This is a genomic window from Streptomyces sp. NBC_01433 (assembly GCF_026340105.1).
Lineage (GTDB): Bacteria > Actinomycetota > Actinomycetes > Streptomycetales > Streptomycetaceae > Streptomyces.
Genome location: NZ_JAPEPM010000002.1, coordinates 1 through 23,137 on the forward strand (window position 1 = coordinate 1; position 23,137 = coordinate 23,137).

Sequence of the window (23,137 nt, forward strand, 5' to 3'; positions counted from 1 at the left end):
CCCGCAGACACGACGCGCCGTCGCTACGCGACGGAACCCAGCCGCGCTCCGCGCGGCTGGGTGGTCAACTCCGTTGACCGGCGGTCAACTCCGTTGACCGTCAGCTCGGATCGCTCCGCGATCCGAGCTGACGGAATCCGCTTCGCGGATTCCTCAACGCGGCTGTTGGGTGGGGTGGTTGGGCTGCTGTCGGGTTTTGTTTTTCGGGGTGCTTATGTCGTCCGGGTGAAGGGGCTGTCTCCGGCCGCTGGGAGTCCGGGGTTTCTGCCTTGGCGGCTTCGGGTTGAACTGTGCACTCTATGGAAGCAAAAAACTATGGGATCTCCGGGACTTGGCCGGGCTCCTCTGTGGAGGGTTCATGGTCTGCCGTGATCCAATCGTCCTTGAGGATCTCCCTCATCAACTGGCTCTTCTCCTCGGACAGTTGGTGGAGATTTCGCCTGGTGCGCACCTTGCAGAGCCATGGGCCGATCATGACGCGCTCGCCGTCGGCTTCCATCCACTCCCGGGCACGGGGCGGGCGTCCCCGGCGCTCCACGAACAGGCGCAGGAGCTCGGCGGTCTGGTGGAAGGAACGGCGGGTCCGGGCCCTGGGCGTGGCGCTCGCGCTCTGTGCGGGAGACGGGACTTGACCGGGGGTCAGGCCGAGGTGGGTGAGGAGGGTGCGCCGGCCGTCCTCGAGCCGGGTCCAGGTGGTGAACTGACGGTGCAGCCAGCTGCCGGCCTTCACGCCCTCGATCACCAGGTCCCGGTGCAGGGTGGCAGGGGCGTGGCCGGCTTCGATGTGGCGGCGCAGCAGGTGGTATTTGCGGTGCCAGTCCGGGCCGTGAGGGAGCGTCCAGTGGGCGTCGAGGGCTGTGAGTTGGGTTTCGCGTGTGGGGTCGAGGTTGTTCTTGCGGGCGAGGGTGCGTTGGTCGGCGAGGAATTGGCCGCCTGGTTCGGTGGTGGGGATCGCGAGGTGGCCGTGGGCGGTGTGGAAGGCTTCGGCGGTGGCCATGTGGCCCTGCCAGGCGGCTTCGTGAGCGTCCCAGGTCATGCCCAGGTCTTCGAGTTCGGTGATCCATTGGGCGGTGAGCGTGCCTTGGTGGTAGGCGGTGCGCTGTCCGTCGATGAATGAGCCGAGGCGGTAGCCGTAGGCGTCTTCGTAGGAGGTCGGGATATGCAGGTGGCCGTGCTCGGCCTGGTAGCGGGTGGCGGCTGCGAGGCCGGCCCGGCGTGGCGCGGACAGGGCGGCGCCGGCTGCGGGCCAGGCGATCAGGTCCATCGCTTGGGCGATGCGGTCGGTGTCGAGGGTGAAGTCGAAGCGGAAGCGGCGAGCGAGCAGCTGGTGGGTATCGGTCGCCAGGCGGCGCCTGGTGTTCCCGCGCGGCGCGCGGGCGGCGATCGACTGGTCATGATGCCGGAGCGCCGCGGTGACCAGCCACAGGGCTTCGTAGGGGGTGGAGAGGAGGTCGGTGGGGTCGGCGTCGGGCCGGGTGTAGGCGGGGATGACCAGGCTCGCTGTTTTATGGTCGGTGGTGGGGGGTTTACGCAGGGCACGGCCCAGGGCCTGGACGATACGGCGCACACTCGCGGTACGGTCCGCGAACACGATCGCGTCCACGCCGGGCAGGTCAACACCCTCGCCCAGGACCTGCGCGTTAGTGAGCACGCCCCGGTCGGCGTTGGTGAAACGGGTCAGAATGGCGTGGCGCTGGTCAGGGGTATGAGTACCGTTGATCGACTGCACACTCACATCAGCAGCCCAGACAGGGCATCGGCCCGCAGGAACGGTACACAAGGTATGGACGTCGTGAGCTGCGGCGCCACAAAGATTGTGACCTGCACGGATCTCGGCCGCGGTCTGCGCCGAGTGGTCACGCACGACACCGAACAGCGACCCGGCACTCGCCCTGTACCAGGATACGGGAAGCCTCCTGATCACCGGACGACGAACTGCTGAGCCTCTTGCGTGCTCCCGGCTACCCGACCGATTGGAGCTGACCCGGGCGCGAGGCTACGCCCGGTCGGCGCTGCGGCTTTGGCGCCGAATCCCTACCGGCGCTCCCGTCGGACCAGGAGGCCCTGCCTTCATGCCCCGGTCCCGGCCTCAGACCTGGCCGTGGCCCCCGTCCCGGCCTCGGCCCCGGGAAAGACACGCAACACGGAACCCCCGATCCCCGGGCGAACTTCGCGATACCACAACGGCCTCTCACGTCTCATGCGTCTCGATGCTCAGCCGGGGCAGCAGAACGCGGAAGCAGCACCCTTCCTCGGGCTCCGACCGCAGTTCGATGCGGCCTCCATGCGCGCTGACGAGTGCGTGAACGATGGCGAGGCCGAGTCCTGAGCCCCCGCCCGCCGTGCGGCTGCGCGAGTTGTCCGCACGGTAGAAGCGTTCGAAGACCCGCTCCTGCTCATCAGCCGTCAGACCGGGGCCCGTGTCCTCGATCTCGATCACGGCGTGACCGTCCAGCGAGCCGACCCCGACACGGATGCCGCTGCCGGACGGGGTGTGGTTCACCGCGTTTCCGACCAGGTTGCTGACCACCTGCCGCAGTCGCGCCTCGTCCGCCAAGGCGGGTGCCGAGGTGGCCTTACCGGCGTTCGGGCCGGTCAGTGCGACGGACCGGGTGGGATCCATGGCGTGGATGTCGTGCAGGGCGTCGACCGCAAGAGTGCGCAGGTCCATGGGCGCGAGCTCCAGCGGGTACTGATCCGGCGCGGCGGCCCCCCGCCGGGCGAGGTACGCACTCTCGTCGAGCCTCGCGAGCAGCAGCATGTCCTCGACGAGTCGGCCCAGGCGCTCGGACTCCCGGGCGATGCGTTCCATCGTCTCGTCAACGTTCCGGCGCGTCGGCAGTGCACCCATACGGTAAAGGTCCGTATATCCCTTGATGCCGACCAGGGGGGTGCGCATCTCGTGACTGGCGTCGGCAACGAAGCGGCGCATTCGCGCCTCGGCCTCCTCCCTGGCCTGGAAGGCCGTCTCGATCTGCACGAGCATCCCATTGAGCGACGTGGTGAGTCGGCCCGTTTCGGTTCGCGACCCGGCCAGTGTCGGCACACGGCGGGAGAAGTCGCCGTGAGCGATCGCCGCCGCGGTCTCCTCAATACGGGTCAGCGGGCGCAGGCTCGAGCGCAGGGCCAGCCAGCCGGCCGACGTGAGGAGGCAGAGCAGGACGCTGCCCACGGTGGCGGATATCGTGCGGATCTCGCTCACCGTGTCGTCGACCTGGGAGAGGGACGCCGCCACGATCACGTTGTCCGGCTGGGTGGCGACATCGGCCGGGGCGCTGGTGCCCAAGATGTAGGGCACGGCCATGACCCTCCATCGCCCCGGCCCGTTCCGGGAGTCGACGGTGAACGGATCGCCCTTCCGCGCGTCGACGGCGTGCACGTCGAGGGCGGGCAGGTCCGGCCCGTCCCCCGGCGGAAGCTTCTCCGGTAGTGGTATCCGGTTGAGGACCGTGCCCTGATCGTCCGCGTAGAAGACCACAGGGTTACTGAAGTGGCTCCGCGAGGGAAATCGCTCGGCGCCCTGTGAGACTTCCAGCGCGGCGACGGGCAGCCGGGCACAGATCTGCGTGGTGACCTTGAGGCGGGTGTCAGCCTGCTCCATCAGGTACCCGCTCAGCGCACTGCTCACGAAGAACGCGTTGGTCACCAGACCGACGGCGAGCAGCGTCGCGGCCAGGAACAGCAGACGCGCGCGCAGGGAGTACCGGTTCACCGCCCGCCGGATCCGCGACGCCACCCTGCGCACCATCACGTGCGCGGGCCGCGCATCACATATCCGATCCCGTGGACGGTGTGGATGAGTTTCGGCCCGCCGTTTTCGATCTTGCGCCGTAGATAACTGATGTAGCTGTCCACAATGCTGGGATCGCCACCGAAGTCGTATCGCCAGACGTGTTCGAGGATCTGCGACTTGGACACGGTGCTGCCGGGGTTCGAGAGAAGGAAGTGCAGCAGTCGGAATTCGGTGGGCGAAAGGCGGACGGGCACGCCTCCCCTGGTCACCTGATGCCCCTCGGGGTCGAGCTCGAGGTCGGCCATCTTCAAGGTCGAGTAGGGGTTTCCCATGGTCCTGCGCAGAATCGCCTGTATTCGGGCGATCAGCTCTTCGAGGTCGAACGGCTTGGTTACGTAGTCGTCTCCCCCGAGCAGAAGTCCGTTGACCTTGTCCTGTGTCGCTTCGCGGGCGGTGAGGAAGACCACGGGAATGGGGCCCAGCCGGTCGGTCATGGCCACGTTCGGCTGCTCACGGAGGCGTCGGATCACTTCGAAGCCGTCCATGTCGGGGAGCATGACGTCCAGCAGAACCAGGTCCGGCGGGTGCTGTGCCGCCCTCTCCAGGGCCTGTTCGCCGGTGGCAGCCGTGTCCACCGTGAAACCGGCGTAGCGCAGTGCGGTCGGCAGCAGTTCCCGGACGGTCTGCTCGTCGTCGACGACGAGCAGATTTCCGCTGGCCGTCGGAAAGGGAGTGGTCATCGTCGGCATCCTGGACAGTCGGTCGCCTTATGGCGCGTTCACGAGTTCTCGGCCGCAGCCGCGGGCCGTGCGCGCTCCGCCGGCGCGGACTGGCTCCGACCGGGGCCGGGGCGGCGCTTCACGATGGGAGTCGTGACGGGTCGCCGCATGCGCAGCAGGCGATGGAGATGGCTTCCACCGTAGCCTGCAGCGCCGCCGAGCAGACCTCCGGTGAGACAGGCCAGAAGCCAGTCCCCGCTCAGGTCGGCCGTGGCGCCCCCCATCTGCATGCCCATGATACTGATGCCGAATCCACCGGAAGCCGTGGTGAGCCAGGACACAAGGACCGTGCACACAGACGTGATGACGCCGATGCGCACCGCGATCTGCAGGTGGAAACCGAGAAGTGCGTTAGCGGCCTCACGCGGGATGGGGCGGGGGGTACGGGCCGTGGCCACATAGCCGCAGACGAGCAGCGTGGACATCAGCAGGGCCAGCCCGACGGCCCACAGGGGAATCCCCGCGACGGCGATGTCCATCACTTTCTTGGCGCGGGGAGCCGACTCCGGGGCCGCGGCGGCCTGGCCTGTGAGCATGCCCCCGAGACCGCCGTTGCCCTGTTGGCGCTCCATGGTCCCCAGCCAGGCGAAGCCCTGACCCGAGGTGAGGAGGATCGTCAGGAGATTGGGCGTCAGGAGCAGCAGCCCCCCGATGGCCTTCCCGGCCGCGCCCGGCAGATCGCGACCGCTCAGCGCCACGGCGGCCAGGGCTGCGGACAGCAGCAACGGGACGAGGGCCAGCGCCAGGTAGACGTCGGCGACCGCAGAGGTCACCGGGTTCCACTTGAGCCGATGGGAAGACGTCGCGAGACCACGGGGCAGGGTGGTACGGCGGGCGACGACACAGCCGATCAGCAGGACGACGAGCGCCCAGGTGATTCCCTGGACCGCGACGGCTCCGGCATCCACGTCGACGGCGACGTCCTTCATCACATCGCTGAGTCCACGGCCCCCGGTGCGACTGCCTCCCTTCCCCTTGCCGATCTTCGAGGTGACCGACTCCGGCAACCGCAGCCTTCCGGATGCCTGGGAGGCGACCGCGGCGAACAGCGTCACCGCGGCGAGGGCCGCCCCTCCGAAGCGAACGCCGAGCATGGGCCCGGTCGGCCGTGCCCGCCGCCCGAGCGGCCGGTAGAAGAGCGTGGCGAGCACCACGGAGCCGATGAGCGTGAGCGACAGCGGCATCAGGTCCATGCCTCCTGTCACCTCCAGACTCATGCCACCGCCCCCTCCCGTGCCTCCGAGGAGTCCACCCAGCCCACCACCAGCGGCTTCGTCGCCCACGGCCGGCGTGCCACCCGCCGACGACAGCGTCAGCGAGCCGCCGACCGCCATGGCGAGGACCAGTGGCACCAGCTGAGTCAGCGGGCCGATCGATTCGGCGTGCAGACTCCGCAGAGCCGTGTAGCCCACAAGCGCCATCACCGTGACGGCGACGATCAGGGAACCCGCCCCTTCCAGAAAGTGACGGGTGACCGTTGCCGGGCCTTTCAGCACGGATTTCCGTGAGGTGTTCTTCTTCGACAGGATGGACATAGGGATTCCTTCTCCGTATTCGACCGTCAGGAATGGGTGCTGCGCACACGCGCGGCGAGCTCTTCGCGCTCCTCTTCGACCCGCAGGCCGTCCCCTTCGACATCCAGCTGGGGAAGGACGGAGTCGAGCCGGCGGGGAAGCCACCACGCCTTGTCGCCCATGAGCGCCAGTACGGCCGGAACAAGGGTCATCCGCACAATGAAGGCGTCGATGAACACCGCGACGGCAAGGCCGAAACCGATGGTCTTGACCATCTGCTCGTCCGCACCCATGAATCCGGCGAACACGGCCATCATGATCAGGGCCGCGGCCGTCACCACGCGGGCGCTGTGCCGGAATCCGGCGGTGATCGCGTCGTGGGCGGTCCGCCCGTTGACGTACGCCTCGCGGATGCGGGTGACCAGGAACACCTCGTAGTCCATGGCGAGGCCGAAGACGATTCCGACCATGAAGATCGGCATCATCGACATCACGGGCCCCGGGTCGGTGACGCCCAGCAACGAGGAGAGCCAGCCCCACTGGAAGACCGCGACGACGGCGCCCAGCGAGGCGGCGACAGAAAGCAGGAATCCCAGGGCGGCCTTCAGCGGCACGGCGAGGGAGCGGAAGACCAGGATGAGCAGGAGGAAGGCGAGTCCGACGACGAGGGCGAGGTAGGGCAGGAGGGCGTCGTTCAGCTTCTGCGACACGTCGACGTTCATCGCCGTGCTTCCGGACACCATCAGCCGGCCGCCGCCGTCGTTCATGACGTCGCCGCCCGCATCCCGGATGGCGTGGACCACGGCTTCCGTCTCGGCGCTTCCGGGACGTGATGCGGGGATGACGGTGATCATGGCCGTGTCGCCGGCGTTGTTGAAGCGGGGCGGGCTGACGGTGGCGACTCCGTCGATGTCCTTCATGACGGTGGTGAGTTCACCCACGGCCTGCTTCGGGTCGTCGCTTCCCTGTGTGTCGGCGATCGCGAGGAGCGGTCCGTTGAAGCCGGGGCCGAAGTTCTCCGAGATGAGGTCGTACGCCTTGCGCTGCGTGCTGGTCACCGGCTGGGAGCCCTCGTCCGGCAGCCCCAGCTGCATGGACGCCGCCGGGACGGCCAGCATGCACAGCACGGACGCACCGGCCACCAGCACGGCCACGGGCCGGCGGGTCACGAACGACGCCCAGCGGCCTCCCACGTTCGATGCCCGGCGTGTGCGGGAGCCGTCCGTGGACTCGGGGTCCTCCGGCTTGTTCCGCGTCCTCGGTGCCTTGATGCGGCCGCCGGCCACACCCAGGAGCGCGGGGACGAGGGTCAGCGCGACGAGTACGGCCAGGACGACGGTGCCCGCCGCCGCGACGCCCATCTTCGTGAGCAGCGGGATGTCGACCACGGCCAGGCCCGCGAGCGCGATCACCACGGTCAGACCGGCGAAGATCACCGTCGAGCCCGCCGTACCGAGCGCCCGCCCGGCCGCGTCCTCCGGCAGCCGCCCGTCGGCCAGCTCGCTGCGGTAGCGCGACACGATGAAGAGGGCGTAGTCGATACCCACGGCCAGGCCCAGCATCATGGCCAGCACCGACGTGGTGGAGTCCAGTTCGAACGTCGATGCCAGGGCGGTGATGGAGCACACGCCGATGCCCACGCCCATGAGCGCGGTGATCAGCGGCAGCCCGGCGGCGAGCAGCGACCCCAGGGTGAGCAGCAGGACGACGGCCGCGACGCCGAGTCCGATGACCTCGGCCGCGTGGGATCCCCGCTCTCCCTTGAGGGCGGTGCCCCCGGCCTCGACCGTCATGCCCGAACGGGAGGCTTTCGCCATCGTGTCGCTGAGGGCCCGGCGGGACTGTTCGGAGAGTTCCGCGCCCGAGACCTCGTAGGTCACCTGGGCGTACGCGGCCGACTCGTCGGCGCTGACCGCCTTGACCTCGAACGGATCGGCCACCTGGGCCACTTCGGGTCCGGCAGCGAGTTCGTCGACGGTGTCTGCGACCACGTCGCGCAGGGCCGGGTCAGTGATTCTGCTGCCTTCCGGCGCCTTGAAGACCACCCGTGCCGCGGCACCGTCGGCCCGCTGCCCTTCGAACCGGCGGTCGATCAGGTCGTAAGCCCGCTGGGACTCGGTGCCGGGCATGGCGAAGGACGTGGGCCCGGCGGCGGGGGCCTGGGCAGCGGCTGCACCGCCCAGCGTGAGCAGTGAGATCCACAGCAGGACCACGAGATAGCGACGCCGGTGAGCGAACCGGCCGAGTTTGCAGAGAAGGGCTGCCACGTGTGGCTCCTGGGAGGGGATCGGCTTGCGGGAGACCGCAGAGCGGTCGGCCTTGACGGGGCATTCGCGCGGCATCCGTACACAGGGGTCCGGCGAACGTCACACGTTCGGGAGGGCGAACGTGATGTTCGCCCGTGCCGTCGTCCGTCGGCGTGGCTGCACTCTCCCAACCGGACTTCGCAGCTTTCGGAGAGTTCCTGGGGGTTTCCTGGGTATCCGGCCTCGCTGCTGTCATGGAAGCGACCGGATTGCCCCGTTCTCCTCCCTCGTGCAGGCCGAGGATTCCCAGAGAACGCACAGAGGGGGGCCTCCGAAAATGAATGCGCGATCGTCGCCGTGGTCAAGCTGGTACCCGGTAACGGCAGTTACTCGGGAACGGACGGAGGTCACTGCACATGGCCGGCCCCGTCGAGCTGCCTCACCGCTTCATGCTCTCGCCCTGTCTTCCCTACCTCCCGGGCAGCGCCGATCCCGCGTCCCGCCCGGCATAAGGAGCGAACCATGCCCAAGCCTGAACAGAACTTGTCGCGCCGAGCGTTCGGCGGCGCGGTCGGAGCAGGGGCCGCCGCCGCGGTGGCGGGTCTGCCCGCCTCGGGGGCCCATGCGGCGTCGGCCGCCTCTGGGGCCACCGAGGAACGGTCTTTCCAGGCCGCCACGGACCGAAGGGCCAAGAGGCCGAACCTGCTCTACGTACTCGCCGACGATCTCGGTTGGGCCGATCTCGCCTGCTACGGGTCGCCGCACATCAGGACCCCGAACCTCGATCGACTCGCCGCGCAGGGTGTGCGGTTCACCGATGGCTACGCGGGGTCCTCGACCTGCTCACCCACCCGGCTCAGCCTCTACACCGGCCGCTATCCGGGACGCACGGAGGCCGGGTTGGAGGAGCCGATCATCGAGAAGTCCACCGTCGGTCTCGAACCCACCCATCCCACACTGGCCTCGCTCCTGGGCGGAGCCGGGTACACGACGGCGATGATCGGCAAGTGGCACTGCGGCTTCCTGCCGGACTACTCCCCCACCAGGTCGGGCTGGGACGAGTTCTTCGGGAACTTCGGCGGCGCCCTGGAGTACTACTCGAAGCTCACCAGCGACAGGAACTACGACCTGTACGAAGGCGAGACGCCCTACAAGGACTTGCGCTACTACACACGGGTCCTCACCGAGCGGGCGAGCGAGTTCATCGAGCGCGACCACGACAAGCCGTGGCTGCTCAACCTCAACTTCACCACCGCACACTGGCCCTGGATCGCCGAGGGCGACACTGGGGAGGCCAAGCGGCTGGAGAAGCTCGTCCTCGAACTACCGCTCGAACAGGCCCAACTCGCCCTCGCGCATCTGGACGGCGGATCCCTGGACACGTACCGGGAGATGGTCGAGGGCTTTGACCGTTCCGTCGGCGAGATCATGCGAGTCCTCAAACGATCAGGGCAGGAACGCGACACCCTTGTCGTCTTCTCCAGCGACAACGGCGGGGAGCGTTACTCGAACAGCTGGCCGCTGACCGGCGGCAAGTACGCGCTGCTCGAAGGCGGAATACGGGTGCCGACCATCATGCGGTGGCCCGCCCGCGTCGACGGCCGCCAAGTCAGTCACGTACCCGTGTTCACTCCGGACTGGACTGCTACCTTCCTCGACGTTGCCGGGGCCCGCCTCGACCCGGCCACCCCGCTGGACGGCGTGAGCCTCACCGGTTACCTGTTGCGCGGCGAGAAGGGGCCCGAGCGGGACCTCTTCTGGCGCACCCGCGAGGAGCGGGCCTTGCGCCGCGGCAAGTGGAAGTACCACCGCGCGGCCAATTCCAGGTTCCCGAACAAGAACGGCAAGGACACGCTCTACGATGTGGAGCAGGACCAGCGGGAGTGCGCCGACCGGTCAGCACACGAACCGCAACTGGTGGCCGAGCTCAAGGCAGCCTGGGAGAAGATCGACGCCGGCCTGCTGCCCTATCCGGCATAGGGATGCGGCAGCGGGCGCCATGAGTATCGCTCCACCACCCGCAGGTGGCCTCCGCCTCACCGCTCCCTGGCGCAGCGGAGATCCGCGTGGCCGCGCGTACTGTCCGGCGTGATGACGGTGCGGGCAGCCACGCGGCCCCGGTTGCCCGGGGTCGGCACGCCTTGCGCGGTGCCTCGCCCTCACAGGGGGACATCCACCCCGCACGAGACCACCTTGCGTCGCAGTCGATGAGCGCCGGCGCTCTGGTGTCGGCCCTGGGGCAGCTGGCTGACACGGCGGCTGCACCGGCGCCATAACAGCGGCAGTGCGCCACGAGCAGTTGCGGTCCATCACGACAGCGAGACGCTGCCGGGCATGGCCCAGCGAGCCGACGTCCTTTCGGGCTTCGGCTAGAGCGTGTCTCTTTGATCGCTTGGTCAGTTGATTGGGCGTGTCCGTCCGGGACGGCACCGGGGGCGGGACGGGCAGGCGCATGCCGAACGGGCGGGGCTATTTCCGGCCCCGCCGGATCCAGTGCGCGCGGCGCTGGTACCTGGCCACCGGGGGCGGCGGGGCCACGGGGGGCGGGGCAGGGGCGTCCGGGCCATCCGCTCCACCCGGCGGCACACGGGGAGCATCCGCCGGCGGGCGGAGCCCTTCCGGGGAGTAGTCGGTTCTCGCGATGCTGTCCACCAACTGCGACTCGGTGAAGTTCTCGGAGCCGGGCACATGCGGGACGAAACCGATCAGGACCCCCTCACCGACGATCTCCGCGTCGAGCCCAGCGGCTCCGTCAACGTCCCAGAGCGCCTCGATGCCCTGATCGAGGACCACACGGATACCGAATTCATAGACACCCGCCTGGACAAGGTGGGCCATCACCCTGCGTTCACGGAGCGCCGACACAATGCGCTCGGCACGTTCCGAATCCATCGCAACCGCACCTCCTCGTCTCGGCGTGCCGCTGATCCGGGCGCGTCACCACACGGCGGGAGCGCGGACCGTGCGGCCGGACGCCCGCGATCGCCCTCCTCTCCACCGTAACCCCGTCGGCCAGCCGCGACTCGGCGGCGTCCGGACCGGCCCAAGGGCCCGGCGACAGGGCTCAGCGGCTCGTGGTTACCTCTGCACGAGAGGTAATAGGCGATCACCGGCCTCAAACCACCACCCCGCCGCAGGCGCCTGGACGCAGCTGCGGCCCGTGCCGCCGACGGCGACCACGAGTACCCGCTGATGCCGGTCCGCCTCCAGGGCCGGTCCCGGCACATCGATGCTTTCGCCTTCCGGGTCGACGACCTCGGCGACGAACGACTCCACGATGTTCTCGCTGCCGAAGTCCGCGTCGTCGTCGTGGCCGTAGTTGTCCACCAGGCGGGCGACAGGGGCGGAAACCGTACGTCGCCGTCAGCTCGACCTGGCTGTATCTCGCCACGGTCATCGACATCTGCTCGAGGCGCGTGATCGGCTGGTCGATCGCGGATCACATGCGCACCTCGCTGGTCACCGACGCGATCGAGATGGCCGTGGCCGCCTGCGGCGGCCAGGTCCGCGACGTCGTCTTTCACACGGACAGGGGCGCGCTATTTGGATCGGCCGCCTTCGCCGAGGTCTGCCGTCGGCACGGCATCCGCCGCAGCATGGGCCGCGTCGGTTCAAATGATGACAACGCCCTCGCCGTGAAACCCGGTGTCCACCCCCGGGGATCAACTTCAGCAAGGGCCTGATCCTCAACGGCCCACACAACTGATCCGGTTGATCCGGTTCCGCACCGGCATGCCAGCCTACGGCGGTACAGAGCGTGGTGTCCGCCGCGGAGGGTGCAGAGCGTCCGATCCCAGCGGGGGCAGCCGTCGTGGAGGAAATCCCCTGCATCTGAGGGGTTGATGGCGCTCTTCCAAGCCCTCGGCCCCTGTGGCTGGCCCTGATCCGAGGCGAGGTGGAAGGTGTCGCAGTCGGAGCCGGGCGGCATTGCCCGGCGCAGTGAGGGAGAGTTTCTTGAACGTCACGACAACAAACGCGCCGGTGGACCGGCGGGTGATGACACTCGTGATGGCCTGCGTGGGTGTGTTCGTCGCCTATCTGCCGGTGACCACGGTCTCCGTGAGTCTGCCGGCCATCCAGCGGGCGCTGAACGCGTCGACGTCCGAGCTGTCGTGGGTGTCCTCGGCGTTTGTGCTGCCGGTGGCCGCGCTGATCCTGGCCTCCGGGGTCTTCGGCGATGTCCACGGCCGCAAAAGGGTGTTCCAGGCGGGCCTGGCCTTCTGTGCGCTGGGGGCGGCCGTGTCGCTGTCCGCACAGTCGGTTCAGAGCGTATGGGTGGGGCAGGCGCTGTCGGGCGTGGGTTCGGCCGCGCTGCTGCCGATGACACTGGCGCTGATCAGCCACGCGGTCCCAGACCCGGAGGAACGCGGGAAGTTCATCGGCCTGTGGGCGACGTCCCTGATGGCGGCACTCGCGGTCGGCCCGCTGATCGCCGGATTGATCCTGGACCATTTCGCCTGGCGGTGGATCTTCCTGCCGACCGTCCCGGTGGCCCTCCTGGTGATGGCCCTGTCGGTCCCGCTGCTGAGCGACTCCCGCGCTCCCGGCTCTCGCCGCCTGGACTGGCCCGGCCAGATCACCGCCGCCCTCGCCGTCACCGCGCTCGTGTACGGCGTCATCGAAGGCGGAGCCGGTTCCTTCACAGACGCCCGGGTGATGGTGGCTCTGTCGGTGGCGGCAGCCGGCTTGGTGGCGTTCCTCCTGGTGGAGGGACGCAGTGAGAGCCCGATGCTCGACCTCTCGTTGTTCCGCAGCCCGGCATTCACCGCGACGACCGTGGTCATCATGATCACCTTTCTCGGGCTGATCGGCTTCTTCTTCGTACTGAGCCTGTACTTCGGCACGGTGCAGCACCTCAGCACCCTTGAAGCGGGCCTGCGACTGCTGATGGTCACGCTGGTTCCCGTTGCGCTGGGCGGGGTGTTCGGGCGACTGTCCCGGAAGGTGTCGGCCCGTGTCCTGATTACCGGCGGACTGCTGGTCACCGCGGCCGCGCTGCTGAGTCTCACCACGATCGACGCGGTCACCTCGTTCGGTTCGCTGGCCTGGCGCCTGGCCCTGCTCGGCCTGGGGCTCGGCACGACGTTCACCGCGGTCACGGCCACCGCGGTCGCTTCGGTGCCGCATCACCTGGCCGGTATGGCGGCGGCCGGCAACAACGCCTTCCGGCAGGTCGGCGGCGCGCTGGGCCCGGCTGTTCTGGGCACGCTCCTGACCACCAAGGCCGTCGACGCGCTGCCAGGCCACCTCGCCGACGCCGGCGTCGGTGGCGCGGCAGGCGTGCGCATCGCCTCCGCCGTGGAGGCGGGCGGCTTCGGCGCGGTGGCCCGGATGGACCTGGGACCGATCAGAGGCAGGACGCTCGGGGCCCTGTCCGAGGCCTTCCTCGACGGCCTCCATCTCTGCCTGATCGTCTCGGCGGCACTCATGCTGCTCGCAGCCATGATCAGCGCGCTCCTGCTGCGCCGCCCGCGGCAGACCTCGGTTACCGTGGCCGTGGGCGCCGCGTCCGACGCGGCGCCCACGGCTGCTGCGGCGGCCGCTCAGGAGCGCATCAGCCAGTGACAGTTCGCCGGATCGGATTGCGCCGCGGGATGCGGGCGGTTCGGCGCGGCTGCCGCCCTGGGAACGGGTGGCCCCCCGCGAGGCCCGGGACACCGCACTGGCGGCGTTCCGGGCCTCAGCGGTCAAAGCCGCGGACGATGAGCCTCGTCCGTATCCCCCTACGCCCTTGTGGCAGGAGACATCCTGGTGAACCCCCGCACACCCGACGCACTCGACCTGAAGCTGCTCCAGGCCCTGCAGCTCGACGGGCGGGCGCCGTTCAGCCGTATCGCGCAGGTGCTGGGTGTCTCCGAGCAGACCATCGCCCGACGGTTTCGCCGCCTGCACGGCACGGCAGGGCTGCGCGTCCTCGGAATCACCGACGAGAGCAGGCTCGGCCGCAGCAGCTGGATCATCCGGCTGTGCTGCACACCGAACGTGGCCGAGCAACTTGCCGAGGCGCTCGCCAAGAGACCCGACACCGCACACGTCGCTCTGATCTCCGGTGGCACCGAGGTGATGTGCGCGATGAAGCCGCGCAGCCGGCAGGAGCGCGACGAGCTGCTCTTCGACCGCATGCAACGCACCCCCCGCGTCACCTCGGTCAGCGCCCACTGCGTGCTGCACTCCTTCTACGGCGGCGCCCTCGGCTGGCTCACGAAGATCAGCGCTCTCACCCCGGAGGAGGAGACCGCCCTCCGGCCGCCAGCGGGCGAACCGACCGCTGGCCCCGTATCGCTCGACCCGGCCGATGAGCGGCTGCTCGCCCCGCTCCGGCGCGACGGACGAGCCACGCTCACCGAACTCCAGGCCGTGACGGGTCTGTCGGAATCCGTGGTCAAGCGACGCCTGGGGCACCTGAGGGCAACAGGCGTGCTCTACTTCGACGTCCAGCACGACCATGAACCCCTGGGCCAGGAAGCCAACGCAATGCTTTGGCTCACCGTGGCCCCGGCCAGGCTCGCCGAGGTCGGCCGCGCGCTCGCAGCACACCCGGAAGTCCGCTTCGCCGCCGCGACCACCGGCCCGGCCAGTATCGTTGTCTCCACCCTCCACCCGGGCGTCAACGATCTGTACACCTATCTGAGCGACAAAGTCGGGGCCCTCGACGGCGTGCAGTCCGTGGAAACAGCCCTCATCCTCCGCCAGGTCAAACACCTCACCTACGAACAGCCCCGCGCACGCCTCACATAGTGGGCCACTGCAGCCGCAAGCTGTCGCAATACCCCGGCTTGCCGCTGCCGGGCCTGCGGCGCCGCAGCCAAGCCTGACCATCTTGCCCGCCCGGGTCCCTCCGTCCGGTTCCTTCGCCCCGAGGCGAATTACGTCCACCAATGCCACGCTTGTCGCGCAAATAGGGGGCGAAATACCGTGCACAGAACACTCGTATCTGGTGGCGACCGCGCGGTGGCACTTGAGTCGGTTGATGCCGCACTCGACCGCGTGCCGCTGCTTGTAGTCGGTCTCGACGCCGCCGGGCGCCATGGCGCCGGCCTTGCCCCGAGGCGGCGGAACCGCCCGTGCTCACATCCCGCCGGCGACCCTCATCACCGTGCCGGTGGCGTAGGAGGCATCGTCCGAGAGCAGCCAGGCGACCGCTCCGGCGATCTCCTCAGGCCGTCCGGCGCGGCCCATGGGGATGATCGCCGCCACCTTGGCGGGCCGCTGCGGGTCGGTGTGGAAATCGGTCCAGATCGTGCCGGGGGCGACGCCGTTGACCCGGATGCCGTCGGCCGCCACCTCCTTGGACAGCCCGACCGTCATGGCGTCCACGGCGGCCTTCGCCGCCGCGTAGTGGACGTAGGTGCCGGGGCTGCCGAGGGTCGCGGCGGCGGAGGAGATGTTCACGATCGCCCCGCCCGCCGTCATATCGCCGATGGCCCGGCGGGCGCACAGCAGGTAACCCAGAATGTTGACCTCCAGAGCCTGCCGCATCCCCTCCGGGTCGGCGCCGGCCAGCGGTCCGACCGGCCCGCTCACCCCGGCGTTGTTCACCAGTCCGGTGACCGGGCCCAGCTGCGCGGCGGCGGTATCGAACAGTCGGTCCACGTCCGCCGCGTCGGCGGTGTCGACCGCGACCGCGACGGCCGCCCGGCCCAGCGCGCGCACCCCTTCGGCCACACCCTCGGCCGCCTCGGCGTCCGACCGGTAGCCGACGGCGACGTCGTGCCCCTCGGCCGCCAGCCGCAGACAGATCGCGGCGCCGATGCCCCGGCTGCCGCCGGTGACCACAGTCACCCGCTGCCGCTCTTCCCGTTCCGCCATGTCCGGTCCTCCGAGCTGGGCATATGAATGATCGACTCGGACAGCCACTCTATCCAGAAGGCCTCCGCGTCGATTCCGCTGTTTCTTCTGCCCTTTCTTGAACTCCCCGTCGCGACTGCCGCAGCGTTCGCCGTTCGGCCTGCGCACACCGGAACCGTAGTCCGGGGCGCCCGCAGCCCCACCGCGGCAGTGCCACCCCAGCTCCGTGTGGCCCGGCGGAGCACTGTCGGAGGTTCGGCTGAAGGGTCTCATGCGAGGCTGAGGGCCGGACAGGTCCGGTGATCTCGCGGGGGCATAGATTGAGCCCCTCGACCATCCGGCGGGAGCACGCCGTGGAGATCACCGTCCAGTGGATACGGACGTTCTGGACGAAGGAGTCGCGTGACGGAGAGGCTGCCTCGCGCAGGAACGCGGCCCCGATCAGCTTCGCTCTACCGTATGACGCGGCCTCCTACGCGCATGTGATTCGAATGCGTGAGCGCGACAGCGCCTCGCGCGGGCCCACTCCGCGTACTCGACACGGCTCGCCGTCGCGGCCGGCCGGCCCCTGCCCACAACCACAGCGACTGCACGGCGTGGGTGGAATCCGGTGCGAAGCCCGCCGTCGGCCGCACCATGACGGTCGCCGACGGCGGCACGGCCTTCCCGGGAACACCCATCTGCGTGGGCCCGATCTCCGGGATGCCCGTCGCAGAAGCGGCGTGCTCGGTGTAGCCGTACCCGTAGCTCGGCGGGACGAGGGGAGGATGAGGGCGCGAAGATCCCCTGAGGGTACGGGATTTGACCCTTCACGCCGCCTCCACACATACTGACGTTCAGTGCAATGTCACATTGCAACTGCATCATCCTGAGTGCATCAGTGATGCCTGTGAACGACGCCTCTGAACAGAGAGAACTACCCTCATGTCTCGTATCGCTCTGCTCGCCACCGCGGCCGTGGGCCTGGCCTTATTCGGCGCGGCCCCGGCCACAGCCGTACACGCCCCCACCACCACCGCCACTACCGTGACGTGCGGTCCGTCCGCCCTCCGGGTGGGCTTGTCGACCAAGGTGTGCGCCGAAGTCACCGGCAACAGCGTGCAGTTGAACGGCCAGATAGGCCTGTCGGGCCCGCCCAGCCCGGGGTCCACGCTCCCGGTCAAGAACCTGACCACGACCCTGACCGGCAACGCCGTCGGTGGCACCTCCCTCGGCCACCTGGTGCAGCCGGTCCGTTTCCAAGCCGCGACCACCCGGGTCCGTGGTGTCGGTGGCATCGTCCCCTGCGGCTCGACCGTCCACGCCGAGTTCACCTCATCCGCCCTCGGCCATCCCTCCAGCCCGGTAACCCTGGACGTTCCGGTCACCTGCTGACGAACGTCCGACACGATGAGCAGGCTGCGCGGCCGGAACCGGACGCGGAGCCTGCCAGGGCGGCGAGCCGGTCTTGCGAGTCCGGGACCTGGCGGCGGCCCCACCTGCCAGTGGTGATGAACTGGCGGCCGATGTGCTCGGTGAAGGCGGGCGGGATGGCCTCGGTCAGCTCTTCGTGGACGCCGGTCCAGGTGGTCCATGGCGCTCTGCATCTCGGCGACGGTGCCTTTGCCTCCGCCCTTGCCGTACGCGGCGATGTACGGGCCGTCGCGGTAGACACCGTGGCGCCAGCCGCGCACGAGGCCACGGTGCCTGACGTGCGGGAGCCGCTCGGGGGAGGGACTCCGAGCCAGCCAGTTTCGAAGTGCCGGTGGCGGATGACGCCGAGGCCGAACATTTCGAACCTGGACGGTGAGGCGTGTCTGCTGTGCGGGACCCGCCGCCGTGCGCGCGGAGATGGCACACAAGCCCCAATAACCAGGGACTATGCCAATCAATCTACGATGGCATTCGATCAAAGTTCGATGCCACAGGACACTGGAGGACCGGGCGAGCGCCGTCTTGTCAGCCCAGGGCCGCGCCAAAGCTCTTGCGGTTGCCGAGGTGTACCAACGACGAATCTCTGACTCAGATCACTAGCCCGCTATCCCCGGGGGACGAGCAGTTGGGCGGTCAGCGTGTGCGGCGTCGCGCAGCGACGAAGATGATCGCTGGCGCCAGGGCGATCAGCCGGCAGATGTCCGCCACGAGCCACGGGGCATCGAGGGCCTGGGGAAACCAGCCCACGAAGGAGACCCAGCCCATCACGAGCGGCAGCAGCACGCGGTAGACGCGGTGGATACGGACGACGTCGGCAGGGCCATCCGGCCTAGTGCAGTATCCGACCGCAGCCAGGACGAGGAACACCGCACCCATGCTGCTGATTGCCCACGGCAGCCAACTCACGTCTCCCCCTGACTGATCAGCTGATCATAGCCGCAGGAACATCGCCCGCTGACCAGCAGCTACCGTTCACGCAGCCGGCGTCCGTCAGCGGATGCGCGTGACCGTGAGAATGCCGTGGCGGCCCGGCCCTGCGAGGACCTCGACCACGAGGCCGGTGTCCAGGCCGGTGTACGTCTCCCCCTCGATCACTTCCCCACCGGCCTCGCCCGCCGCGGCGAGCTCCCGGCCGATCCGTCCGGCCAGCCCCGCGACGAGGCGGGCCGACAGTCGCACCTCCGCTCCCCCGGCAGGGACCAGGGCCAGGCGCCGGCGCCGGGGCCGGGCCCGCGGTCCGGTGAACCCGACGACCGCGGCCTCGACCGTGTCCACGCGTCTCACCCTCACCCTTAACTGCACCATCCGGAGAACCGCTAGGCACTGGCCTCGGGACTGGTAAGCCCGCATGCTGAGGTGTCACGTATCCGAGACTGAAGTCAGCCACGTCACGTTCAGTGAGTACGTTCAGTCGCCTCCGCACCGGCGCGGGCGTCATCCGGAGGCTGACTGCAAAGCGAGGCGCTCGGCCGGCGCTCGTTCCTGCCGCCGAGAGCAGTCACCTGCCGCTCCTGGTCGAGCGGATGTCCCGGGCGGCCAGGGCGATCATGACGGCCGGAATGAGGATGTCGTTGGCCAGGATGCCGCCCGTGTTTCCGGCGGCGTGGTCTCCGTTGGCGAACCACTGGTAGACATGGCCGATCGCGGCTCCCCAGAGGAACGCGGCGGCCGCCAGCCCGCTCGTGAGGCGCTCACGGGGCGACGCGGACGCGGCGCGGAAGCCCAGCACGGCGAGGCCGAGGTTGGCGAAGGCGATCTCGAACTGGAACGGCGAGTGGGCGAAGCCGATGGTGTCGGCCATGACCTTCGGGACCGCCAGGAACGAGACCGTGATCCACAGGCTTCCGACGCCGAGCGCCCCGACGGCCCACCAGCGCTGCCAGATCTCCGCCGCCGGCCGGCCCGGGCCGCGGCGGCGGCAGCTCAGCACCGCCCCGAGAGCGGGCACCAGCATGAAGAGGAGCGGAAACGTGGTCTGAACAGCGTACGGGAGGTTGCCCATGACCCGAGTGTTGCATGGTTAATATTAACGACGCAATAGTCCGATAGAGTGGAGACATGGACGAAGGACTGGCAGAGCTCCTGTACCGCGTGGACATGCTGATGGGCGAGGCGGCCCGGCGCCGCGCCGGCCCGGACCGGCGCCTCTCCCACAGCCAACTGCGGCTGCTGGGCACCCTTGAGGAGATCCAGCCCGCCACCCAGCACCGGCTCGCCGAGGCCCTGGCCGTGTCCGACCCCGCCATCAGCCGCGCCCTGCGCCCACTGGAGGCACAGGGGTACGTGACGATCACCGTCGACCCCGCCCACCGGCGCCGACGCCTGGTCACCCTCACCCCGATGGGCCAGGACACCTTTCTGGCCGAGGGCAAACCTCTGGAGGAGGAACTCCGCACCGCCCTCCTCCAGGTCGGCTTCCCCTACGACCGCTACCTCGCCGACACCCACCGGCTCGCCGCGCTGCTGACACCCGCACAGCCGCGGCGCGCAGCCACAGCTCGGCAACCGGACAGCACACCGGAACCCGATCGAGCGGGGCCGACATGAGCAAGGAGAAGTCGAAGCCCAGGCGGTCATCGCCTTCCTCGCAAGCGCAGGCGCATCGTTCGTGACCGGCTCGGAATTCATCGTCGATGGTGGCTACACCGCATAGAGCCGCAGTCCGAACCGGCATCAACTTCGGTCGGCCGCCAGCTGCCGTCCTGGTCGTTGCGAGGGCAGCCAGGCGGCCCAACTGCAGCGTCGGGCGGGCACTGGTTCCACGAGGACAATTGCTGATGGCTCCACTCAGCGGGGTGGACTGTTGCTGGTCAGCGTGAGTTTCGGAACGACATAGCGGTGGGTCGAAGTGCAATCACGTCGACCCATGGCCGGTTCTGGGAATCCAAGGGGTCGGCCGGGCGGCCGGTGCGCACCGGCCGGACCTGGGCAAGGGGGCGCCGGGCGGCCTGTGCGCACGATCCGGGTGGTGCGCATCGCGTGCGATACAGAACATCGGGTGACGCGCGAGAGTGCGGTGCATCGTCGGCCGTGCGCCGATCCGGGTGGTGCGCACCGGATGGCATCGTCACCACAAGTGACACCACCTGATCATCCGGCCCGCTATCTGACAAAACCGCAGATCATGCCCCACGCCAAGACCGCCACCCATACTTGCGCCCCGGCCGAAGCACCCAACCAAAAGACCAACCAGCACACCAAACCGATAGGCCCCGGTGTGGCCACCACCCGCTGATCAGAAATACCGCTCCCGGACAGCACCGGCGAAGCCGTCCACAACACCGATGAGCGCCTTCGAGAAAGGGTGTGGCGGCCCCCTGGCGCAGTACAGGCCCGGCACCGGCTAGGCCGCGTCCAGGCGTTCGGCCAGGCGGAACGACGCGTATTGAGAACCCGCGTCGGAGTGATGAGGCAGGTGGCCCGGCGCCGGTGGGTGGCCCTCGCGATCACGCTGCAACAGGCCCATATCCAGTGCTTCCAGGACAAGTTGGGCCTCTTTCGACAGCGAGGCCGACCAGCCGCCCTACCGTGTGAGGCGTGCGACGCGCCGGCCAGGTACGCGCGGACTGGAGTAGCCGGAACCTGCTATCGGCCCCGATGTCTCCACCCCTCATTTCCGGACTTGCTAGTCCATTTTGTCGACCTAACGTTCAGCACATCAGACCCGCGCGCAACCTGATCGCGGCGGAGTGTGAGGCGATAGGAGAGTTCCCATGCACGCGATATTCGTACGCGGGTACGGCGGCCCGGAGGTCATGGCCGGGACCGAGTTCCCCGACCCGGAACCCGGTCCCGGCCAGGCACTCGTCCGGCTGTGCGCCGCCGGGGTGAACTTCATGGACGTAGGCGCACGAACCCGGCCGCTTCCCACCTGGTCGCTTCCCACCGTCCTGGGAGTCGAAAGCATGGGCCGGGTAACGGCGTTGGGCCACGGAGTGCGCGACCTGACCGTGGGCGACCGCGTGACGTGGTACTACCGCAAGGGCAGCTACGCCGAACAGCTCGCGATCCCGGCGGCCTCCCTGATCAAGGTCCCGGACGACGTGGACGACGAGACGGCCGCAGCGGTGATGATGCAGGGGCTGACCGCCAGTCACCTCACCAAGGCAACCTACGCAGTCAAGCCCGGCGATGTGGCCGTCGTGCACGCGGCCGCGGGCGGCGTCGGCCTGATGCTCACCCAGATGATCAAGGCACGCGGGGCCACGGTGATCGGCCTGGTCTCCCAGGAAAAAGCCGCCGTCGCACAAGAGGCCGGGGCCGACCATGTCCTGGTATCCACCGGGGGCGGCTTTGAGCAGCAGGTGAGGGAACTGACCGGCGGGGAGGGCGCGCACGTCGTGTACGACGGCGGGGGGCCGGCGACGCTGCGCTCGTCCCACTTGGCGCTGCGCACGCACGGCGTCCACGCGTACTACGGCGTCCTGATGGGCGACATGCTGCTCAATCCGAGGGACATGCCCAACAGCATCTTGATGTTCTATCCGACGGTGGGCGACCACGTGCGCACCCGTGACGCGCTCGTCAGGCACACCGGCGAGATCTTCGATCTGATCCGAACCGGGCGGGTCACCGCACGCATCGGAGCGCACTACCCGCTGATGGACGCGGCCGGAGCGCACGCCGACATCGAATCGCGCGGCACGACCGGAAAGCTTCTGCTCCTGCCGTGACGGCGACCGAAGGGGACGGAGGGGAGCACCGGGAAAACCCTTGACCGCCTCGACCTCGGCCACAAGTACGCCAACAGCCTGTTCGGTATCCACCCATCCACCCGGGCAGGTACCGATCCCGCCGCTGCTGGAGGGCGAGCGGTACTGGGACGTCGCTGCCCCGACGGGAACGCGAACTTCGAGGTGGCATTCCCCCGTGACCGCACTCAAGGGAGGCGTCGGCCTGCCGGTTGCCGTCAGACGCCCGTCGGGCCGGACCCGAGCCGCATGATCCCGACGTCGAGCGCGGCCCGTAGATGTGTGGACTGGCCCGTGGACAACATGATTGACACGCCGCCCTGAATACCCGCCAACAGCGAGGCTGCGGCCTTCTCCACATCGAGGCCGGCTCCGACCAGACCCCGATCCTGCAGCGCGCGGATCCCTGCGGCAAGGTACTGCTGCCACTGGCGCATCAGTTCGACCACTATCGCCCTGGCTCCGGGATTCGACCGGCCGACCTGCAGGAACAGCGCCCCCAGTGGGCACTGGTCGCCTTGCGCCTCGTAGCGCTCGATGACCGCGTCCCGCCACCGGCACCAGGTCTCCCAGGAATCCAGGCAGCCCAGATAGGGCTGCTGGTCGTCCAGGACCCGGTCCGCCTCGTACTGCGCCACCGCCAGCAGCAGTTGGTCTTTGCCGTCGGGAAAATAGTGAAACAACTGGCTCTTGCTCGTGCCCGTCCGCGCTCGTACGTCATCCAACGTCGCGAGGGCAACACCGCGCTCGCGCAGCACCTGGGCGGCGCCCTCGATGATGCGCGCCCGGGTGGCCTGCCCCTTCGGCGTCAGCACGGAATCCATCGACCTACCTCGCAAACTGGACCAGTCAGTCCACTATAGCGGCGGGGCGACTCACTTACTGAAGAGCGAAGAGCATCCCCGACCTCTTCAAGTACCCACGTAAAGACCTCCGCCGGGTGACCGAAGGTCATCACTTCGGCGACATCGAA

Annotated in this window: 19 protein-coding genes and 3 pseudogenes; 9 read left to right on the forward strand and 13 right to left on the reverse strand. The window is 68.9% G+C overall.

Translation table 11 applies throughout. The features are described from left to right. Window positions 1-313: 313 nt before the first annotated feature. From OG413_RS27670 to OG413_RS27690, 5 genes are all read right to left on the reverse strand, one after another. Window positions 314-1,735 carry a helicase associated domain-containing protein gene (locus OG413_RS27670; protein WP_266810498.1) on the reverse strand — a complete coding sequence of 474 codons (1,422 nt, stop codon included), beginning with the start codon at window positions 1,733-1,735 and terminating at the stop codon, window positions 314-316. 456 nt (window positions 1,736-2,191) lie between these two features. Continuing rightward, a complete protein-coding gene (locus OG413_RS27675; RefSeq protein ID WP_323137923.1) occupies window positions 2,192-3,736 on the reverse strand; it encodes a HAMP domain-containing sensor histidine kinase in 1,545 nt (514 codons plus the stop codon). A gap of 11 nt (window positions 3,737-3,747) precedes the next feature. Next, a complete protein-coding gene (locus OG413_RS27680; protein ID WP_266810500.1) occupies window positions 3,748-4,473 on the reverse strand; it encodes a response regulator transcription factor in 726 nt (241 codons plus the stop codon). Window positions 4,474-4,511: 38 nt separating this feature from the next. Continuing rightward, window positions 4,512-6,047, reverse strand: coding sequence for a streptophobe family protein (locus OG413_RS27685; protein WP_266810501.1), 1,536 nt, complete (start codon window positions 6,045-6,047; stop codon window positions 4,512-4,514). 26 nt (window positions 6,048-6,073) lie between these two features. Then, entirely contained in the window at window positions 6,074-8,293 is a 2,220-nt protein-coding gene (locus OG413_RS27690) for an MMPL family transporter (RefSeq protein ID WP_266810502.1), read from the reverse strand. Between the two features lie 501 nt (window positions 8,294-8,794). On the opposite strand from OG413_RS27690, the gene OG413_RS27695 reads away from it, so the two are divergent. Further along, window positions 8,795-10,252 carry a sulfatase gene (locus OG413_RS27695; RefSeq protein ID WP_266810503.1) on the forward strand — a complete coding sequence of 486 codons (1,458 nt, stop codon included), beginning with the start codon at window positions 8,795-8,797 and terminating at the stop codon, window positions 10,250-10,252. Between the two features lie 489 nt (window positions 10,253-10,741). Here the strand turns inward: OG413_RS27695 and OG413_RS27700 are convergent, their stop codons facing one another. Continuing rightward, window positions 10,742-11,164, reverse strand: a complete 423-nt coding sequence (locus tag OG413_RS27700) for a hypothetical protein (RefSeq protein WP_266810504.1) — start codon at window positions 11,162-11,164, stop codon at window positions 10,742-10,744. A 186-nt stretch (window positions 11,165-11,350) separates the two neighbouring features. Continuing rightward, complete coding sequence (locus tag OG413_RS27705) at window positions 11,351-11,599, reverse strand: hypothetical protein (RefSeq protein ID WP_266813319.1); 249 nt, start codon at window positions 11,597-11,599, stop codon at window positions 11,351-11,353. 26 nt (window positions 11,600-11,625) lie between these two features. On the opposite strand from OG413_RS27705, the pseudogene OG413_RS27710 reads away from it, so the two are divergent. The 3 genes and pseudogenes from OG413_RS27710 to OG413_RS27720 form a co-directional block, all read left to right on the forward strand. Next, window positions 11,626-11,907, forward strand: a pseudogene (locus tag OG413_RS27710) (DDE-type integrase/transposase/recombinase); the annotation flags it as partial. Between the two features lie 361 nt (window positions 11,908-12,268). After that, a complete protein-coding gene (locus tag OG413_RS27715; protein ID WP_266813123.1) occupies window positions 12,269-13,837 on the forward strand; it encodes an MFS transporter in 1,569 nt (522 codons plus the stop codon). A gap of 186 nt (window positions 13,838-14,023) precedes the next feature. Continuing rightward, window positions 14,024-15,010, forward strand: a complete 987-nt coding sequence (locus tag OG413_RS27720; RefSeq protein WP_266810505.1) for an Lrp/AsnC family transcriptional regulator — start codon at window positions 14,024-14,026, stop codon at window positions 15,008-15,010. A gap of 330 nt (window positions 15,011-15,340) precedes the next feature. Here OG413_RS27720 and OG413_RS27725 read toward each other — a convergent pair whose 3' ends face one another. After that, the gene (locus tag OG413_RS27725; protein WP_266810506.1) at window positions 15,341-16,081 is read right to left on the reverse strand and encodes an SDR family NAD(P)-dependent oxidoreductase; all 741 of its coding nucleotides are present in this window, start codon (window positions 16,079-16,081) and stop codon (window positions 15,341-15,343) included. Window positions 16,082-16,598: 517 nt separating this feature from the next. On the opposite strand from OG413_RS27725, the pseudogene OG413_RS27730 reads away from it, so the two are divergent. Both OG413_RS27730 and OG413_RS27735 read left to right on the forward strand, forming a co-directional pair. After that, window positions 16,599-16,747, forward strand: a pseudogene (locus tag OG413_RS27730) (IS5/IS1182 family transposase); the annotation flags it as partial. A 237-nt stretch (window positions 16,748-16,984) separates the two neighbouring features. After that, on the forward strand, window positions 16,985-17,434 hold the full coding sequence (locus OG413_RS27735) for a hypothetical protein (RefSeq protein ID WP_266810507.1): 450 nt from the start codon (window positions 16,985-16,987) through the stop codon (window positions 17,432-17,434). Here OG413_RS27735 and OG413_RS27740 read toward each other — a convergent pair. The 4 genes and pseudogenes from OG413_RS27740 to OG413_RS27755 form a co-directional block, all read right to left on the reverse strand. Then, window positions 17,424-17,834: pseudogene (locus OG413_RS27740) on the reverse strand (DNA cytosine methyltransferase); the annotation flags it as partial. The gene OG413_RS27735 and the pseudogene OG413_RS27740 overlap by 11 nt on opposite strands. A 272-nt stretch (window positions 17,835-18,106) precedes the next feature. Beyond that, window positions 18,107-18,379, reverse strand: a complete 273-nt coding sequence (locus OG413_RS27745) for a hypothetical protein (protein WP_266810508.1) — start codon at window positions 18,377-18,379, stop codon at window positions 18,107-18,109. A gap of 84 nt (window positions 18,380-18,463) precedes the next feature. Further along, window positions 18,464-18,748 (reverse strand): hypothetical protein, encoded by a 285-nt coding sequence (locus OG413_RS27750; RefSeq protein ID WP_266810509.1) that lies wholly within the window; start codon window positions 18,746-18,748, stop codon window positions 18,464-18,466. A 223-nt stretch (window positions 18,749-18,971) separates the two neighbouring features. Beyond that, the gene (locus OG413_RS27755; RefSeq protein WP_266810510.1) at window positions 18,972-19,475 is read right to left on the reverse strand and encodes a DUF6790 family protein; all 504 of its coding nucleotides are present in this window, start codon (window positions 19,473-19,475) and stop codon (window positions 18,972-18,974) included. Between the two features lie 56 nt (window positions 19,476-19,531). Here OG413_RS27755 and OG413_RS27760 point away from each other — a divergent pair, with 56 nt between their 5' ends. The 3 genes from OG413_RS27760 (at window position 19,532) to OG413_RS27770 (ending at window position 22,146) form a co-directional block, all read left to right on the forward strand. Continuing rightward, window positions 19,532-20,020, forward strand: a complete 489-nt coding sequence (locus OG413_RS27760) for a MarR family winged helix-turn-helix transcriptional regulator (RefSeq protein ID WP_266810511.1) — start codon at window positions 19,532-19,534, stop codon at window positions 20,018-20,020. Further along, window positions 20,001-20,126, forward strand: a complete 126-nt coding sequence (locus OG413_RS27765) for an SDR family oxidoreductase (RefSeq protein ID WP_266813125.1) — start codon at window positions 20,001-20,003, stop codon at window positions 20,124-20,126. Before OG413_RS27760 ends, OG413_RS27765 begins: the two co-directional genes overlap by 20 nt. A 1,060-nt stretch (window positions 20,127-21,186) precedes the next feature. After that, on the forward strand, window positions 21,187-22,146 hold the full coding sequence (locus tag OG413_RS27770; RefSeq protein WP_266810512.1) for a quinone oxidoreductase: 960 nt from the start codon (window positions 21,187-21,189) through the stop codon (window positions 22,144-22,146). A gap of 236 nt (window positions 22,147-22,382) precedes the next feature. Here the strand turns inward: OG413_RS27770 and OG413_RS27775 are convergent, their stop codons facing one another. Continuing rightward, complete coding sequence (locus OG413_RS27775; RefSeq protein WP_266810513.1) at window positions 22,383-22,988, reverse strand: TetR/AcrR family transcriptional regulator; 606 nt, start codon at window positions 22,986-22,988, stop codon at window positions 22,383-22,385. Window positions 22,989-23,137 lie beyond the last annotated feature (149 nt).

Bases quoted from the DNA above. Each gene is read 5' to 3' on its own strand.
- OG413_RS27680 (WP_266810500.1), bottom strand. From the start codon at position 4,473: ATGACCACTCCCTTTCCGACGGCCAGCGGAAATCTGCTCGTCGTCGAC.
- OG413_RS27685 (WP_266810501.1), bottom strand. From the start codon at position 6,047: ATGTCCATCCTGTCGAAGAAGAACACCTCACGGAAATCCGTGCTGAAA.
- OG413_RS27695 (WP_266810503.1), top strand. From the start codon at position 8,795: ATGCCCAAGCCTGAACAGAACTTGTCGCGCCGAGCGTTCGGCGGCGCG.
- OG413_RS27700 (WP_266810504.1), bottom strand. From the start codon at position 11,164: ATGGATTCGGAACGTGCCGAGCGCATTGTGTCGGCGCTCCGTGAACGC.
- OG413_RS27715 (WP_266813123.1), top strand. From the start codon at position 12,269: ATGACACTCGTGATGGCCTGCGTGGGTGTGTTCGTCGCCTATCTGCCG.
- OG413_RS27725 (WP_266810506.1), bottom strand. From the start codon at position 16,081: ATGGCGGAACGGGAAGAGCGGCAGCGGGTGACTGTGGTCACCGGCGGC.
- OG413_RS27735 (WP_266810507.1), top strand. From the start codon at position 16,985: ATGTCTCGTATCGCTCTGCTCGCCACCGCGGCCGTGGGCCTGGCCTTA.
- OG413_RS27755 (WP_266810510.1), bottom strand. From the start codon at position 19,475: ATGGGCAACCTCCCGTACGCTGTTCAGACCACGTTTCCGCTCCTCTTC.
- OG413_RS27760 (WP_266810511.1), top strand. From the start codon at position 19,532: ATGGACGAAGGACTGGCAGAGCTCCTGTACCGCGTGGACATGCTGATG.
- OG413_RS27770 (WP_266810512.1), top strand. From the start codon at position 21,187: ATGCACGCGATATTCGTACGCGGGTACGGCGGCCCGGAGGTCATGGCC.
- OG413_RS27775 (WP_266810513.1), bottom strand. From the start codon at position 22,988: ATGGATTCCGTGCTGACGCCGAAGGGGCAGGCCACCCGGGCGCGCATC.